Annotated in this window: 12 protein-coding genes; 5 read left to right on the top strand and 7 right to left on the bottom strand. The window is 59.3% G+C overall.

Annotated features, from left to right (window positions below):
* Positions 1-462: 462 nt before the first annotated feature.
* The 3 genes from A0251_RS08765 to A0251_RS08775 all read left to right on the top strand — a co-directional run bounded on the left by A0251_RS08765 (position 463) and on the right by A0251_RS08775 (position 2,625).
* Positions 463-1,683: a DUF445 domain-containing protein gene (locus A0251_RS08765; RefSeq protein WP_062816477.1), complete on the top strand. Its 1,221-nt coding sequence runs from the start codon at positions 463-465 to the stop codon at positions 1,681-1,683.
* A complete protein-coding gene (locus tag A0251_RS08770; protein ID WP_062816478.1) occupies positions 1,683-1,994 on the top strand; it encodes a hypothetical protein in 312 nt (103 codons plus the stop codon). The genes A0251_RS08765 and A0251_RS08770 overlap by 1 nt, the downstream gene beginning before the upstream one ends.
* Before the next feature lie 169 nt (positions 1,995-2,163).
* Positions 2,164-2,625, top strand: a complete 462-nt coding sequence (locus A0251_RS08775) for a phasin family protein (protein WP_062816479.1) — start codon at positions 2,164-2,166, stop codon at positions 2,623-2,625.
* A 1,405-nt stretch (positions 2,626-4,030) separates the two neighbouring features.
* Here A0251_RS08775 and A0251_RS08780 read toward each other — a convergent pair.
* The 7 genes from A0251_RS08780 to A0251_RS08810 form a co-directional block, all read right to left on the bottom strand.
* Complete coding sequence (locus A0251_RS08780; RefSeq protein ID WP_062816480.1) at positions 4,031-5,860, bottom strand: long-chain-acyl-CoA synthetase; 1,830 nt, start codon at positions 5,858-5,860, stop codon at positions 4,031-4,033.
* 299 nt (positions 5,861-6,159) lie between these two features.
* Entirely contained in the window at positions 6,160-8,115 is a 1,956-nt protein-coding gene (locus A0251_RS08785; RefSeq protein WP_062816481.1) for an acetyl/propionyl/methylcrotonyl-CoA carboxylase subunit alpha, read from the bottom strand.
* A 169-nt stretch (positions 8,116-8,284) separates the two neighbouring features.
* The gene (locus A0251_RS08790; protein WP_062816482.1) at positions 8,285-9,091 is read right to left on the bottom strand and encodes an enoyl-CoA hydratase/isomerase family protein; all 807 of its coding nucleotides are present in this window, start codon (positions 9,089-9,091) and stop codon (positions 8,285-8,287) included.
* A gap of 105 nt (positions 9,092-9,196) precedes the next feature.
* Complete coding sequence (locus A0251_RS08795) at positions 9,197-10,354, bottom strand: acyl-CoA dehydrogenase family protein (protein ID WP_062816483.1); 1,158 nt, start codon at positions 10,352-10,354, stop codon at positions 9,197-9,199.
* 176 nt (positions 10,355-10,530) lie between these two features.
* Complete coding sequence (locus tag A0251_RS08800) at positions 10,531-12,141, bottom strand: acyl-CoA carboxylase subunit beta (protein WP_062816484.1); 1,611 nt, start codon at positions 12,139-12,141, stop codon at positions 10,531-10,533.
* The gene (locus A0251_RS08805; protein WP_062816485.1) at positions 12,141-13,010 is read right to left on the bottom strand and encodes an SDR family oxidoreductase; all 870 of its coding nucleotides are present in this window, start codon (positions 13,008-13,010) and stop codon (positions 12,141-12,143) included. Before A0251_RS08805 ends, A0251_RS08800 begins: the two co-directional genes overlap by 1 nt.
* A gap of 102 nt (positions 13,011-13,112) precedes the next feature.
* Positions 13,113-14,900, bottom strand: coding sequence for an acyclic terpene utilization AtuA family protein (locus A0251_RS08810; RefSeq protein WP_062816486.1), 1,788 nt, complete (start codon positions 14,898-14,900; stop codon positions 13,113-13,115).
* Between the two features lie 186 nt (positions 14,901-15,086).
* Here A0251_RS08810 and A0251_RS08815 point away from each other — a divergent pair, with 186 nt between their 5' ends.
* Positions 15,087-15,677, top strand: coding sequence for a TetR/AcrR family transcriptional regulator (locus A0251_RS08815; RefSeq protein ID WP_062816487.1), 591 nt, complete (start codon positions 15,087-15,089; stop codon positions 15,675-15,677).
* A complete protein-coding gene (locus A0251_RS08820) occupies positions 15,674-15,865 on the top strand; it encodes a hypothetical protein (RefSeq protein WP_062816488.1) in 192 nt (63 codons plus the stop codon). The genes A0251_RS08815 and A0251_RS08820 overlap by 4 nt, the downstream gene beginning before the upstream one ends.
* Positions 15,866-15,908 lie beyond the last annotated feature (43 nt).

Here is a 15,908-nt window from a genome sequence, read left to right on the forward strand (position 1 = left end):
TACGTTATCTTGCTTATATTTAGCGGCCCGTCTACCTATACTAGGGACTTTTATAATAAAGGGCACCTCCGTTAGCCGGTTACTGCCTCTGGCTTTCAGGCTGGTTCGCAATCTAGGCGCAATTTTGAAGGCATGCTGGTTGCCTGTCGAGAAATTGCAACAACGAGTGCGGGCCAGCCTGGAAGCCCCGAAGGGCGGCTCCTGAAGCGCACATCTGCTGCGCTTCGCCACTAGGAAAGGGAACCACCCTGTCCGTCGTGACGAAGCACAACAGCTGCACGCTTCAGGAGCCGCAGAGGTAGCAACCGGCTAGCGGAGGTGCCCTCAAGGGCACCTCCCATGATAGGTTGCTGCCTTCAAACGACATTGGCTTTTTAGACCGGGATTGGTGAAAGCGGGATATGTTTGTCTTGGCGCTGTCGCGTTACAGTGCATAAGCCCTTGGAGGGGAGTTGTTTTTCAATGCTGGAATCATTGCTTTCGTACCCGGATTTCTGGAAGTACGTCAGTATACCTTTCATCGCCGGTGCCGTAGGGTGGATCACCAACTGGATGGCCGTCAAAATGACGTTCTATCCGCTGGAATTCATTGGTATTCGGCCCATCTTCGGCTGGCAGGGAATCATTCCCTCCAAGGTCGAAAAGATGGCAGGTATCGTGGTCGACAAGGCCCTTTCCAAACTGGGCAGTCTGGACGAGTTCTTTCGCGAGATGGAACCGGAGAAGATTTCTGCCCACCTTACCCGCACCATCCAGTCCCGAATCGAAGAATACACCGATGAGGTGATGACCGAGCGCAATGCGGTGCTCTGGGAAAACCTGCCTTTGCTGGTGCGCAAGCGTGTCTACGCCCGCGCCCGCCGTGCGATTCCCGCGGTCATGGACAATGTGGTTGATGACATCAGCCGCAACCTGGACAGCCTGGTGGACATGAAGCACATGGTCACCACCCAGATGAGCGAAGACAAGGCGCTCATGGTGCAGATGTTCCAGGAAGTGGGTGACCCGGAATTCCGTTTTATCACCAACTCCGGGTTTTACTTCGGGTTTCTGTTCGGTCTGATCCAGGTGCCGGTGTTTATCTTTGTGCCGGAAAACTGGGTGCTGCCATTCTTCGGCTTTATCGTCGGTATCGCCACCAACTGGCTGGCGCTGAACCTGATTTTCCGGCCGCTCAACCCTGTGAAGATTGGGCCGTTCCGGATACAGGGGCTTTTCCTGAAGCGCCAGAAGGATGTGGCCGAATCCTTTGCCCGTCTTTCCACCGATGAAGTGATTACTCTGCGCAATATCATGTATCAGGTGGTCAATGGCCCCCGTGGAGACCGCACGAAAGCCCTTATCAAGCGCCACCTCAAGCCCCTGCTGAATGGCGGGGTGGTGCGAACCGCTGCCCAGTTGACGGTGGGCCCGGAAGGATATGCCGATCTCAAGAAGGCTGTGGAAGACAAGGCTGTGGATCTGGCGGTAGAGCCGTTCGAGGACCAGGGCTTTAACAAGGAGCGTGGCCTGATCGTCGAGAAGCTCATGGCAGAGCGTATGCAGGCACTCAGCTCTGAAGAGTTCCAGGACCTGTTGCGCCCGGCTTTCCAGGAAGATGAATGGATCCTGATTGTGGTGGGTGGCTTCCTCGGCGCCATGGCCGGGGTCGGGCAACTGCTGTTCATGTTCGGAGCGGCTTGATGGATACGCTGCAGATAGACATTGCCACCCTGGGGTGGTTGCTGTTTGCGGCGGCGGGAGCCTCTTCCCTGTTGACCCTGGTGGTGCTGGGGCTGATCGGTCACTTCTATCTGGGGCCGAAAATCGAGCGCAAGGTGGATCGCCGTCTCGAAGACGGTGCCAACCAGCTCGAAGAGCGCCTGAGAAAACGGTTTGTGGATTTGTTGACCGGTCGTTCCCGGGATGTGATCCGCAACAGTGCCCGGGATCTTGCCCGCGGCATGGGGCTGATTGGGAATCGGCGGCCGGATGAGGATGATCTGGGTGAATAATTGCCCGTACTGATGAGAAATTGATCACATAATTATTGATTGAATAATTGTCAGACAACCCTGTGCAAACCTGTATCACTACCCCCCTATAATTTACCCCACGTGCTTACGGTGTTGCGTGTTTTTCCCGCTGCATTCGCTCGTGGAATTGCCTTCGGGAGTTTGGATTATGTCCGATAACGAGAATGAGAAAGAAGGGCGGAATACTAGCCCGTTGAAGGCCCTGAGTGGTGCCTCAAGAGATATTCGCAAGTATACCCACCAGATTTGGCTGGCGGGTCTGGGTGCCTTCGCAAGGGCCGAGGAAGAGGGCAGTGGTTTTTTTGATGCCCTGGTTGAAGCCGGCCGCGAAGTGGAGCGCCACACCAAGGACAAGACCGAGTCCCGGGTGGAAGAGATCAAGGAACGGGTTCGTCACCATACCGGCGAAACCATGGAAAAGATGGAGAAAGCCTTCGATGATCGCCTGAACAAGGCGCTGTCCCGTCTGGGCCTGCCCAACAAGCGGGAAGTCGAAGAGCTGGAGAAACGGGTTCAGGAGCTGACCAGCGCTCTGAACAAGGCGGAGGACGATGTGTCTGCCTCCTCTGACCCCGGAGCTCCAAAACGCCGCAGCCGCAAGAAGAGCTGAGGCGCCAAACAGTGTTGTAGCGCACACCGCTAACCCCTTAGTGGTGTCTTTTAACGGGTACCCCCTTGGTACCCGTTTTTTTTGTCTCCGGTTTACACGACGCCCCCAGGATCACCACGACAGTCTCTTTGTGCGCGTTACCGTCTTACCGGGTGGTTTGTTCCATCTGTGAGTCATTCTCTGGGGGGGATCGCCCAGCAATTGTCCGGAACGGGTGTGCCACGCTGTCACCCTTGGTAACGTCTTCATGCCCCAATTTTGTTCACAGGTTTCTGTCAATGGGCTTTTTCTACAATAAAATATGACAAACCCGTGAATAGGCCATAAAAAACAGCGTAACCAATTGAATATTAATGATTTTATTTATTGGTTAAAAAATAGCCATGTCGTCAGTAGCCGTGAAAAACCGGTGAGATAGGGCGGTTGTGTACTGGCTATACACAGGTTTATCCACAGCTTCTGTGGAAAAGAATCGATCCCTGCTGATCAGTGGGAGTATCAATCAGCAGGCGTCCCCTCCTGCCGGGTTCAATTCAAGCAATTAATGGCGCTTTTACACAAGCTTGTGACAGGGCCAGGGGGAGGGCCTGTCATCCCTTTGTCATTTTTAATTTCGCGAAGAGTAGCGCTAAGTTGCTGAGAATTATCAGTTTTGCTGATTGTGTAAATATCAGGCATTCAGAGACGATGGCCTTTTTCCGTGGCCTTGCGGCGATTCTTCTCAGCTTCTCCACAATTTTATCCACAGATTATGTGGGTAACATCAAGAAGGGGCGATGACCGGCCCGGAGTCTGTCCCGATCTGTCAATCCCTGTCCTGGTGGAAAATCATGCAAACAGCCGAAAGCCTTGCCATTAAAGGGGTTCAGCGTGTTTTCCTGAGGTCCTGCACAGAGTTGTCCACAGCGCATGGGGATAGTTGTTGGGGTGTGGAAGAATCCGCGCTGTCGTGCATTGATGGAGGGAAGGGGTCAAGCGGTTGGCGAAGCAGGGGCACTGGTGCTGCGAGATGTCTGGTTTTGCGTTGCCGAAGGCATGAGGCCAATCACTCTCCGGGAGCAGGTTGAGCCAGCAGAATAAGGTGTTGGCCCGCGCTTGAGCTGCCCAATGTTGCGGGGGACCTGTTTATGGTCGCAAGCACCCAGGGTTCGCTGAGCCTGAGGCGAGCTTTACCGACCCGGCGTTTGATGGTGCAGTTCGCCTTAGGCTCAGTGCACCCTACGGGATCTGTGGTGGCAGTGAGGGGCTGATCCAGGGTTGTTCTGTCATCCGGAAGGAGATCCCGGCGCCAGCCGTCTGACGTCTTGGCTGCGAGCCGCGCTCTCGTTTCCGCTAATCCCTGATCCTGATGAAGGAAAAAAGGGTGCCCGAAGGCACCCTTTTTTCAGGACAAACCGGAAAAGGATCAGAAACGGTGTTCGCCGTTGTCGATGCTTTCCTGGGTTGCCTTGTCCAGCTGCTGGTAGCAGTCGGCCTTGGGAAGCAATACGTACACCGCATTGTCCTGCTGGCTCAGATCATACTTCTGCTCTTTGAGCTTGTTTTTCTGGTGCTTGAAGGTGCCCGTGGTTTCCATGGCCTGTTCGTTGATGCGCAGGAAGACGGGAATGGCGTAGGGGGGCAGCTCACGCTTCAGGTAGGCACACAGGCCCTGGAAGTCGAATTCGCTGTGGTGGCTGGTCAGGCGAACCTGTGCCATGCCGGCCCGGCCGTTGGTATTGGGAATTTCCACCCCGTAAACCACGGATTCCTGAATGCCATCGAACCCGTCCAGGATCTGCTCTACCTCGGTGGTAGATACGTTCTCGCCTTTCCAGCGGAAGGTGTCACCCAGGCGATCCACGAACTGTGCATGGCGGAAGCCGATATCACGCATCATGTCGCCGGTGTTGAACCAGGCATCGCCTTTCTTGAAGACGTTACGGAAAATGGATTTTTCGGTCTTTTCCGGGTCCGTGTAACCATCGAACGGGGTCTTGTCAGTGATCTCGCCGAGCATCAGGCCGGATTCGCCCTTGCCTACCTTGATCATGTTGCCGTTGCTGTCCCGTACCGGTTCGTCCTTTTCCTTGTCGTACTTGACGATGGCATAGCTGACCGGTGAGAAGCCCACGGTGTTGTCGAAGTTGAACACATTGGTGAAGGCCACGTTGCCCTCGGAGGAGGCATACAGCTCAACCACACGCTCAATGCCGAAACGCTCCTTGAAATCCTTCCAGATGCTCGGGCGCAGGCCGTTGCCAACAATGGTGTGAACCTTGTTGTCCTGGTCATTGGGTTTTTCCGGCTGCTCGTGCAGGTAGCGACACAGCTCCCCCACATAGCCGAATGCGGTACAACCGTGGCGGCGAACGTCATCCCAGAAACCACTGGCGGAGAACTTGCGCGCCAGTACCAGGGTGCCGGCGGGTGCCAGTACCGATGTCCAGCAGATGACCATGCCGGTGGCGTGGTAGAAGGGCAAGGTGGTGTAGAGACGGTCTTCCTTGTTCAGGCGCACCGCAGAGTAGCCAAAGCCACCGTAGGCTTTTTCCCAACGACCATGATTGAACACCACCGCCTTGGGTAGCCCGGTCGTCCCGGAGGTATAGATATAAAAGAGCGGGTCACGCAAGAAGGTCTGCTTGGTGGAGGCAGGATTCTCGCTGGAGCAGTCCTTGATTTCGCTGGCCAGGTTCTTGTAACCGGAGGGGGCTTCACCCGGATTTTCCAGGGTGTCCTGATCGGCAAAGAAGAAGAAGTTGTCTTTCAGGTCCAGGTCGCCACGGACTTCTTCCACGGCTTGCACCAGCTCCTCACCGACGATTGCCGCCTTGGGGTTCACCAGATTGAAAGAATGAATCAGTACCTTGCCGCGCTGGGAGGTATTGATCAGGGCCGCGCAGACCCCCAGCTTGGCGCAGGCCGCTACGGTGACGAGCAGTTCCGGGCGATTTTCGATGTTGACGGCGATGGTGTCGCCTTTCTTCAGGCCGATGGAGGCCAGATAATCTGCCAACCGGTTGGTCCAGGCATTGAACTGCTTGTAGGTAAGCTCGGTGTCCTCGTAAATCAGTGCGGCACCGTTGGGGTTCATGCCAGTGGCTCGCTCGATGGCCACGCCCAGGCCCAGAGGCTTGGTGGTGTCAGTGATCTTGGCCATCCGCGAGCCCTTGATCAGGCCTGGCAGATTGCTGACCACTTCGGGAACCTTGGACAGAAGCTTGGGCAACGTGATGATGTCGGCGTTGCTCATAGGATCTCCATTAGTCTGTGTTCTTGGAAGGCCCTGGCGCAACACACCGCAGAATCCGTCGATACAGGCCTGTGATTCGATCATGGCATGCAAACGATTATCCGAAGGCGGTTCAGCCGGGAACCCAGTATTGGCAAGCGGGCGCTTACCTTAACCGTAGCACCAGGGCAGGGCAAGAGCCCCGCCCCGTCGCTGTACCGGTGCAGATTGCGGCGTTCCGAATTGGCCTGGTCTGCCCGATGCAAATTATTGAAGCACGATGGAGTGTCCTTCTCCGTTAGTGATTTGTCACTGACGAATTATGTCTCCGGACTGTCCGGTTTGATGCTGACCAGCAACTGTTGACGCTTGACTTGGCTGCCAACCGCCAGATCTGCGGATTCCACGGTACCATCGCAATCCGCCTTGAGGCTGTGCTCCATCTTCATGGCCTCCATGATGACCAGCACCTGACCACGTTTCACCGCGTCACCGGCTTTGGCGCATACCTCGATCACGGCCCCATCCATGGGCGCGCGAATCTGACCGGAGCCGGCCTGATCGCTGGTGCCCGCTGCGCTGTGGGTAGCATCCTCGAAACAGACACTATGGCCTTGCCATTGCAGCCAGCTTTGTTTGCCATCCTGGCACATGCGGTAGCGCTGCTGGACGCCGTCAATGGTGGCAAGACCGGGAGCCAGAGTCGCGATGCGATGGCTGTTCTCGCCCACGATTAGCTCCGCGTGGTTGTCCTGATAGCGGATATAGACCGTCTGCTCATGGTCGCCGCAGCGAAGCTGGACCGGTTGCGCTCCCAGAGTGCTGGAGTGCCAGCCGCGCAGATCCGCTGACGGCGTTTCTGCCTCACAGCGGAGCAGGGCCGCCAGGCCCCAGAGCTGGCTGGATGGCGATTCGCCGGCCATGCTGGCGTCGTCGGCAAAATCTTCGCCGATGAAGGCGGTGGTGGCTTCACCGCAGGCAAATACCGGATGGCGCAGGATGGCCGCCAGGAAGGGACGGTTATCCCGGACCCCCATTAGCACCGTGTCCTCCACGGCACGTATCAGACGTCGCCGGGCGTCTTCACGGCTGTCACCCACGGCAATGATCTTGGCCAACATGGGATCGTAGTGGCTGCCCACCTCGTAGCCTTCCACAAGGCCATGATCGATACGCACACCATCGCCACTGGCCGGTTGCCAGCGCAGCACTGGCCCGGTTTGCGGCATGTAGTTTTGCGCCGGGTCCTCGGCGTACAGGCGCACCTCCATGGCGTGGCCGGTGAGCCTGACCTGTTCCTGGGTCAGGGGGAGAGGCTCGCCCCGGGCCACTTTGATCTGCCAGGCCACCAGATCCAGGCCGGTGACCAGCTCCGTGACCGGATGCTCCACCTGCAGGCGGGTGTTCATTTCCAGGAAGAAGAAATCGCCCTCCGGCGCCAGCAGGAATTCCACCGTCCCGGCCCCAACATAGTTGCAGGCCTTGGCCGCATTCACCGCCGCTTCGCCCATCTCTTGGCGCAGGGCCTCGTCCACGGCCGGGGAGGGTGCTTCTTCCACTACCTTCTGGTGGCGGCGCTGTACCGAACAGTCGCGCTCACCCAGATGGATCACATTGCCATGGCGGTCGCCGAATACCTGGATTTCCACATGCCGTGGCTGCATCACGGCGCGCTCCAGGATCAGCTCGTCGCTGCCGAAGGCACTTTTGGCTTCCTGGCGGGCGCTTTTCAGCTGGGCGGGAATCTCGCTGGCATCGGTGATCACGCGCATGCCGCGGCCGCCACCCCCGGCGCTGGCCTTGATCATCAGCGGCAGGCCGATGCGTTCGGCTTCCTTCAGCAGAGTGGCGTCGCTCTGGTCTTCGCCTTCGTAGCCGGGAATGCAGGGGACACCCGCTTCAATCATGGCCAGCTTGGACAGGCGCTTGGAGCCCATCAGGTGAATGGCATCTTCGTCCGGGCCGATAAAGGTAATGCCGGCGTCCTTGCACGCCCGGGAAAAGCCGGCATTTTCGGAAAGAAAGCCATAGCCCGGATGCACCGCATCGGCACCGGTCTTGCGGCAGGCATCGAGCAGGGCATCCACGTTCAGATAGGACGCGCTGGCCAGGGCCGGCCCAACACACACCGCTTCTTCCGCCAGTTGTACATGACGGGCACCGGCATCCGGTTCGGAATAGACCGCCACGGTCCGGTAGCCCAGGGACTGGGCGGTGGCGATGACCCGGCAAGCAATCTCGCCACGGTTGGCAATCAGGATTTTTTCAAAGCTCATTGTGGTTCCTTACCGGTGTTCCGGTTGAAAATTCTTTCCCGCAGGAGTGGCGCTTCAGGGCGCGAACAGCTCAGGAGCGAGGTACGAGAGACGAGTTGCGAAATACAAAAACAAAGCCGCTGTTTATAGGTTTTCGCTACTCGTCACTCGCGCCTCGCAACGTTTGTTCTCATTGGTTCCACTTCGCCGGGCGTTTCTGTACGAACGCCATGGTGCCTTCCTGGCCTTCCTCGCTGTTCACGGCGGCGGCGAAATCCTTCGCGGCCTGATCCAGTAATGCCTCCATGGGTTGGTGACCCACGTCCAGCACCAGTTGTTTGGTTACCCGATTGGCATGGGGGGCGCATTTGCGCACCGCTTTCAGGGTATCTTCCAGCAAGGCCTCCAGAGCATCGGCATCGGTGGCCACCTCGTGGACGATCCCCAGCCGTCGGGCCTCTTCACCCTGGAAGCGGATGCCGGTGAGGGCCAGCCGCCGGGCCTGGGTCAGGCCGATGCGCTCGACCACAAAGGGGGCGATCTGGGCGGGAATCACGCCCAGGCCGGTTTCCGGCAGGCCGAACGTGGCGCCGGTGTGGGCGAGCGCCACATCGGAAATGCAGGCCAGACCAAAGCCGCCGCCCAAGACCGCACCCTCCAGCACTGTAATCAGCACCTGGGGCTGATGATTGGCGGCGGTGATCATTTCCCCGAAACGGCGATTGAGTTTCTGGAAGGCGTCACCGTCGCCGCTGGCGGCCTGCTGGCGGGCACCTGCCATATCCTTGATGTCGCCGCCGGCACAGAAGTGGCCTCCGGCACCGCGCAGTACGATGGCGCGGACATCAGCATCATTTTCCACGGCAGCAAACACGGCCATCAGCTCGTTGACCATGGTCAGGCTCATGGCGTTACGGCTGTCGGGCCGGTTCAGGGTGATGTGCAGAACCGGGCCGTCCTGGTTGATTTGCAAGGTGTCGGTGCTGGGTAAAGTCATGCATCGCCTCGTTGTTTTCTGTAGGAGCGTCGCTGGCGGCGCGATTCTCCGACCGTTTGTGATCGCGCCGCGAGCGACGCTCCTACGGATGGGTTTTCCCTGTGGTTATTTTTTCTTGCCCGGCAGGATATCCATGGTCTTGCAGATAATGCCCAGCATGATTTCGTCGGCGCCGCCACCGATGGAGCCGAGGCGACCATCCCGGTAAAGCTGACCGGCCGGGTTGTCCCACATGAAACCGTTGCCGCCCCAGTACTGCAGGCAGCTGTCAGCCACTTCCCGGCTGAGGCGGCCCACTTTCAGCTTGGCCATGGAGGCCAGTTGCAGCACATCCTTGCCGTTGATGTACATCTCGCAGGCCCGATAGGTGAGGGCGCGCAGGGACTCCACTTCGGTCTGCAGTTCAGCCAGGCGGAAGTGCACGGTCTGATTGTCGATCAACGGCATGCCGAATACCTGACGATCCTTGGCATAGGCAATGGTCTCGTCGATCACATGCTGCATGCCCATCAGGCTGTTGGCGGCGGCAAAAAGACGTTCCTCCTGGAACTGGATCATCTGCATCATGAAGCCCATGCCTTCCTGGCCGATCAGGTTGCGCTGGGGAACACGTACGTTGTCGAAGAACACCTGGGCGGTTTCCGAGGAGCGCATGCCCAGCTTGTGCAGGGGCTTGTCCACGGTGATGCCGCCGGCATCCTTGGGCACGATGATCAGCGACTTGTTCATGTGCGGTTTGCCCTCGGACGTCTGGGCAAGCAGGCAGAACCAGTCGGCGCTGGGCGAGTTGGTGATCCACATCTTGGTGCCGTTGATCACGTAGTCGTCGCCGTCCTTGGTGGCGGTGGTCTTGATGGCAGCCACATCGGAACCGGCATGGGGCTCGGACACAGCAATGGAGGCCACCATGTCACCGGCAATGGCCGGGGCCAGGTAATTCTGGCGCAGCTCGTCGGAGCCGAAACGGGCCAGGGCCGGGGTGGCCATATCGGTCTGTACCCCGGTGGAGAGGGGGACGCCGCCGCAGTGGGTGCGGCCCATTTCCTCGGCCATGACCATGCCGTAGGAATAGTCCAGACCCATGCCGCCGAACTCTGCCGGCTTGGTGACCCCAAGCAGGCCAAGATCGCCCATCTTCTTGAACACCTCATGAATGGGGAAGCGACCGGCTTCTTCCCATTCCTTGACGTGGGGGTTCAGTTCTTTCTCGACAAAGTTGCGGACTGTGCGGCGCAGTTCTTCGTGTTCCTGAGTAAATTGCATGGGAAGCGTCCTGTGTTTGTTTGGCTCGGTTTGTCGAGCGCAGCTATGTCTGTACTTGTTGGTTATTTTGGTGGTTGAGTTAACAGTTAAGAGTTAACAGTGAACAGCGAAAGCAGGCTGAGACCGCTGGTAATTCTTTTAGCTGTTAACTGTTCACTATTCACTGTTCACTGCCTCTAAAGTCTCGCCACCCCGAACGCATTCGGGTGCAGCTCGCGATGTTGGGCATCGGCGCAGATGTCCAGGGCATAGGCGACCACGCGGCGGGTGTCGCGGGGGTCGATGATGCCGTCGTCCCACAGCCGGGCCGTGCCGTAGAGGGCGGTGGACTGGCTGTCGAGTTTCTGGGCGGTGGTCTGCTGAAGCATGTCGAGTACCTTCTCGTCAGGCTCAATGCCGTTGGCGCGCTGCTTGGCCTCGGCCACGATGCGCAGCACCATGCCGGCCTGCTGGCCACCCATCACGGCAACTTTGGAGTTGGGCCAGGCAAAGATGAAGCGCGGGTCCAGGCCGCGGCCGCACATGGCATAGTTGCCGGCACCGTAGGAGCCACCGACCACGATGGAAATCTTCGGCACTCGAGCGTTGGCCACGGCCTGCAGCATTTTCGAGCCGTGCTTGATAACACCGTTCTGTTCCGCATCGGTCCCCACCATGAAGCCGGTGGTGTTGTGAAGGAACAGTAGAGGGCGGCGTGTCTGGTCACAGAGCTGGATGAACTGGGCGGCTTTGGCGGCGCCACGGGGGGTGATCGGACCATTGTTGCCGATGATGCCCACGGGCTTGCCTTCGATGGTGCTCCAGCCGCACACGGTGGCGCTGTCCCAGTCGTTCTTGAAATCGAGAAAGTCGGAGCCGTCGGCGATGCGGGCGATGATCTCGCGCACATCGTAGGGCTTCTTGGCATCAGCGGGCACCACGCCGAGCAACTCTTCGGCGTCATAGCGGGGTGGCTCGAAAGCGTTGCTGTCCGGTGCCGCCCGGCGCCAGCCCAGCAGCTTGACCAGGTCCCGGGCCTGACGGATGCCGTCGGCGTCGTTTTCTGCCAGGTATTCGGCGGTGCCTGCGGTACCACTGTGCATTTCCGCTCCGCCCAGTTCCTCATCCGTGGCGATTTCGCCGGTGGCGGCTTTCAGCAAGGGCGGGCCGGCCAGGAACATCTTGGCGCGCTCGCGTACCACTACCACATAGTCGGACAGACCCGGCTGATAGGCGCCACCGGCAGTGGCATTACCGTGTACCACGGTGATCTGCGGGATGCCGGCGGCGGACAACCGTGCCTGATTGGCAAAGGTGCGGGCGCCATCCACGAACACTTCTGCCGCGTAGTTCAGGTTGGCACCGCCGGACTCCACCAGGCTGACCACGGGCAGCTTGTTCTCCATGGCGATGCGTTGCAGGCGCAGGGTCTTGTGCAGGCCGGAGGGGGAGATGGTGCCGCCCTTGATGGCGGAATTGGAGGCGGTCACCAGGCAACGGACACCGGACACATAGCCGATGCCGGCAATGGTGCTGCCGCCGGCTTCGGTGCCGTCCTTGTCGTCGTGCATCTTGTAACCGGCCAGGTTCATCAGGCTCAGGAACGGCGAGCCGGTGTCCAGCAGCCGGGAGATACGCTCGTGGGGCAGCAGCTGGCCGCGTTTTTCGAACTTGGCACGCTTGCTCTCGGCGGTATCCACCACGGCCTGCTCAATGGCGCGGAATTCTTCCACTGCCGCCAGCAGGGCATCGCGGTTCTGCCGGTATTCCTCGCTGTTCGGGTCCAGTGCGGATTCAATGACTGACATTACAGGTCCTTGAAGACATCGGGGGTGGTGGCTCGGTGGAAGCCGTCAAACGGTTGGCTCTTGTCATGATCGGGCAGCGGGAAGATGGCCACGTTGCCCTGGCTGGCGGCGCCGTCGATGCGCAGGGTGTCACCGCTGATAAAGGCGGCAGCATCGCTGAGCAAAAAGCAGATGGCGCCGGACACTTCGGATTCGTTGCCCATGCGCTTGAGCGGTACGGCGGCGCGCAGGGTTTTCAGGGTCTGCTTGAAGCCTTCCGGGTAGGTGTCCATGCCGCTGGACATGATCCAGCCCGGTGCCACGGCGTTGACGCGCACCCCGCAGCTGCCCCATTCGTAGGCGGCGGTCTGGGTGAAGTTGACCATGCCGGCCCGGGCGGCGCCGGAGTGACCCATGCCGGGCATGCCGCCCCACATGTCGGCGACAATGTTGACGATGGCGCCGCCATTAAGGTTCATGCCCTGGGTGAACACTTCCCGGGCCATCAGGAACCCGCCGGTGAGGTTGGTGCGCACCACGGTTTCCCAGCCTTTCTGGCTGATCAGCGCCAGAGGGGAAGGGAATTGGCCGCCAGCGTTATTGACCAGGCCGTGGACCACCTCGACGGCCTTGTAGATCTCGGCAACGGTGGCCTTGACCACTTCTTCGTCACGAATGTCGCAGGCGAAGCCGATGGCCTGGCCGCCGTCTTCTTCGATCTCTGCCGCCACGTTATCCAGTTTTTCCTGCTTGCGGCCAACCAGCACCACGCGGGCACCCAGGGAAGCCAGTTCATGGGCGGTACAGCGACCGATGCCGGAGCCGCCGCCGGTGACGATGATGTTCTGGCCGGCAAACAGATCGGGTTTGAATACGGAACGGTATGACATTGTCGTTAATCCTTGTGTTGTCTCTTGCTGTGGGAGCGCTCGTTCGACCGCGAATTGGCCTTCGGGATGCCGTCATGGTCGAACGACCACTCCCACAATGTCTTAGTTATTTTCGAGTGTTCTGGCGATCTCTTCACTCACCATCACCGGCATATCCAGCAACTGCTGGGCGAACGCCTTGCCCTGCGGATCAATGCGCAGTGAGGCGATGCCGCCGCCGCCCAATGCATTTTTCAGCAGGAAGTTGAAAGCATTCATGCCGGGCAAGGACCAGCGGCTGACGCTGCCGGTGTCCGGGTCGAGGACGTGTTGCATGTAATCCGCCACTGCCTCTTCGCCCAGAGCGGCATTCATAAAGGGCAGATACTCGGGGCGGCGGGCGATTACGCCGATATTGGCATGGTTGCCCTTGTCGCCGCTGCGGGCCCAGGCCAGTTTGACCAGGGGGACCGCCACGTCTCCGCTGGCGGTGTCGCCGCGTGGATCTGCGGGCAGGTTGGCGGGGTCAAAGGGCGCACCGGCAGGAATGCTGACGGGTATCGTGTCGCCGTCCAGGTTCACGGTAACCGGGATGCTGTTCTTGCTGACCAGAGTGGAAAACAGGCGGATGCGCGGGAACGGTTTGGGACGTCCGCCGACCAGGCCGGACAGCCCCGGGGCCATGCCGGTGGCAGCCTGGGCAATCTCCCGGGCAAACAATCCCAGGGCTTTTTTGTCGTCGTGCAGGGCGCCGATTTTGACGACCACCTCGCGGGTGTCACCGCGACGGGCATGGGCGCCGTAGGTGGTTTCGCTGCCGAGAATTTCCACGCTGGTTTCGCGCATGGGCGCCATGCCCAATTGCGTGAACAGACCGGCCACCTTTTTCAGAATGGCATCGGCCACCACCTGGCCTTTCTGCGGGGCGTCGATGCCCCCCATCAGAAATGAAGCGGTGATGCGGTTACCGTCCGGGTAAGTGGCGGAGACTTTATAGGTGTCGCTGGGCGGCAGGCCTTTGGCGCCACTGACGCGGACCCGATTGTCACCCGCCTGTTCCAGTGTCACGTTGGTGAAGTCACAGATCACATCGGGCAGCATGTAGGCGCGGGGGTCGCCGATCTCGTAGACGATCTGCTCGCCCACTGTCGCCGGGGTGACCAGGCCGCCGGTATTGTCCGGTTTGCTGATAATGAAGTGGCCGTCTGCAAAGCATTCGGCAATGGGGAAGCCCATGTTGTGGAAATCGGGCACATCGCGCCAATCGGTGAAATTGCCGCCGGTGCACTGGGCGCCGCACTCAATCACATGGCCGGCCAGGGAGCCCTGGGCCAGTTTGTCATAGTCGTCCTCGGCCCAGCCGAATTCGTGCATCAGCGGCCCCAGTACCACGGCGGAATCAGCAATACGGCCGGTGAGTACGATGTCGGCACCGGCATCCAGGGCCGCCTTGATCGGCAGGGCGCCCAGGTAGGCATTCATGGTAACGGTCATGGGGGGCAGGGGAGCGCCGCTATCCATTTCCGTCACATCGGCAAAATCATTGCGGCGCGGATTCAGGTCGTCGCCTTCCACCAGGGCAATTTTCATCTCAATGCCGGCAGCCTCGAAGACTTTCTCCAGGGCCTCTCGGCAGGCCCGCGGGTTCACCCCGCCAGCATTGCTGATGACTTTTATGTTTTTTGCTTTGATGTCCTTGGCCAGCGGCGCCATGACATTGTTGACGAAGTCGTGGGCGTAGCCGGCGCTGGGGTCCTTCATGCGTGCCCCGGCCATGATGGACAGGGTGACCTCGGCCAGGTAATCGAACACCAGATAATCGATCTCGGCCTGCTTGACCAGCTGGAAAGCGGCGCTGTTGGTATCACCCCAGAATCCGGCGGCGCAGCCGATACGAACGGGCTCGGTCATGATGGCTCCATTTGCGTGTGAAAGCGTGGTCTCGTAAGCTACCAAGCAAGCGCTTGGTTTAGCAAGAGTCAGTTTCAAGCTGCAGGCAAAAAGCCTGTACAGGCTAATGGAAGGCTGCGCACTCCCTAGCTTGCAGCTTGCAGCCCGGAATCGGGATAATGCGGGGATACAAAAAAGAGGATACCAATGGCTGAGTCACTGGCAATTAATGGAATCGATGATTCTCCCCGCGGGCGTTTGCTCAGCGCGGCTGCCCACCTGTTTCGGGATAAGGGCTTTGATCGCACCACGGTGCGGGATATCGCTGCTTCCGTGGGTATCCAGAGCGGCTCTATCTTCCATCATTTCAAGAGCAAGGAAGATATTCTCTACGCGGTGATGGAAGAGGTGATCCAGTTCAATACGGATCGCCTGCGTCGGGCCGTGGCGGCAGAAAGCTCGCCGAAAGGGCAGTTGCGGGCCTTGGTGCGGGCGGAGTTGCAATCCATTGTTGGCGATACCGCCGAGGCCATGACCGTGCTGGTGACAGAATGGCGATGCCTGAGTGAAGACAAACAGCGCAAGGCGCTGGAGTTGCGGGCCATTTATGAGCAACTCTGGCTGGATGCACTCAATGCCCTGCATGAGCAAGGGGTTTTTCGGGATGACCCTTTCATTATCCGCCGTCTGCTTACCGGCATGACGGGTTGGGCGCCCAACTGGTTCGACCGGGCTGGTTCCCTGACGCTGGATGATCTGGCTGACATTATCGTGCGTCGTGTGGTGGGTGAGGCATGATCGGCAATGCCATCAGCTGGGGTCAGAGTGGCTACTCCATCATCGAGGAAGGTGAGCTGAACCGGCAGACCTGGGCGCTGGATGTGCACCATTATCTGATTGCCAAACCTAACGGACAGCCGGTGCCGGGGAAATTTACTCTGGAGGAGGCCAAGGCGCATATTGAGGCGCTGGAGGCGGAAGGCTAGCCTCAAGCTACGAGCGGGTCGCTGCGTTTTCTCGCTGTTCTGC

It is taken from the genome of Alcanivorax sp. NBRC 102024, from assembly GCF_001602235.1.
GTDB lineage: Bacteria > Pseudomonadota > Gammaproteobacteria > Pseudomonadales > Alcanivoracaceae > Alcanivorax.